The 644-nt window shown below is 78.0% G+C and carries 1 protein-coding gene; it reads right to left on the bottom strand.

The annotated features are described in order from the left end of the window. Window positions 1-575 (bottom strand): tRNA (adenosine(37)-N6)-threonylcarbamoyltransferase complex dimerization subunit type 1 TsaB (gene tsaB / locus ND748_RS33370; RefSeq protein WP_251750199.1); only part of this gene is annotated, 575 nt, incomplete at its 3' end. Between the last annotated feature and the right edge of the window lie 69 nt (window positions 576-644).

Here is a 644-nt window from a genome sequence, read left to right as displayed (position 1 = left end):
GTGCTGGCGAACCCGGCGAACGGCTCCGGGTACAGCGCCCGGCCGGGGCCGGTGACGGCGTCGACGCCGAGCTCCCGCAACGTCCGGGCCACCTGCGCCGGACTGCCCACGGCGGGATCGCCCACCCGGACCCCACCGGCGTAGCGGGCCCAGTAGACCTCGCGGCGCCGCGCATCGGTGATCACGCCGACCGAGCCGGCCGTGGCCGCACCGATGCCGTCGAGCGAGCAGACGCCGTGCACGGGGATGTCCAGCGCATCCGCGAAGGCCGCGGCGGTCACCATGCCCACCCGCAGGCTGGTGAACGGTCCGGGACCGGCCCCCACGACGACGGCCGCGAGGTCGGTCGGGCGCGCGCCCGCCTCGTCGAGAACCGCCCGCATCGACGGCGCGAGCAGCTCCCCGTGGCGGCGGGCGTCGACGGTGACGACGCTCCCCCGGGGCCAGACATGCACGCCGGGGCCGGCGGGCTCACCGGCCGCGGCGCTCACCGGCCGCACGGGATCGGACGCGGTCAGCTCGGCGAGCGCCACCGCGCACGCGGCCGTGGATGTGTCGAGGGCCAGCACCAGCACTCGTCCAGACTACGGACCGCCGCATCGGCCACGGCGGGTACCCGCCGCAGCGCGGCCCGGCGCACGCGG

Source organism: Frankia sp. AiPs1 (assembly GCF_023716945.1).
Taxonomy (GTDB): domain Bacteria; phylum Actinomycetota; class Actinomycetes; order Frankiales; family Frankiaceae; genus Frankia.
Note: the sequence above shows the minus strand (reverse complement) of the source record. Positions and strands in the feature narration are given on the sequence as shown.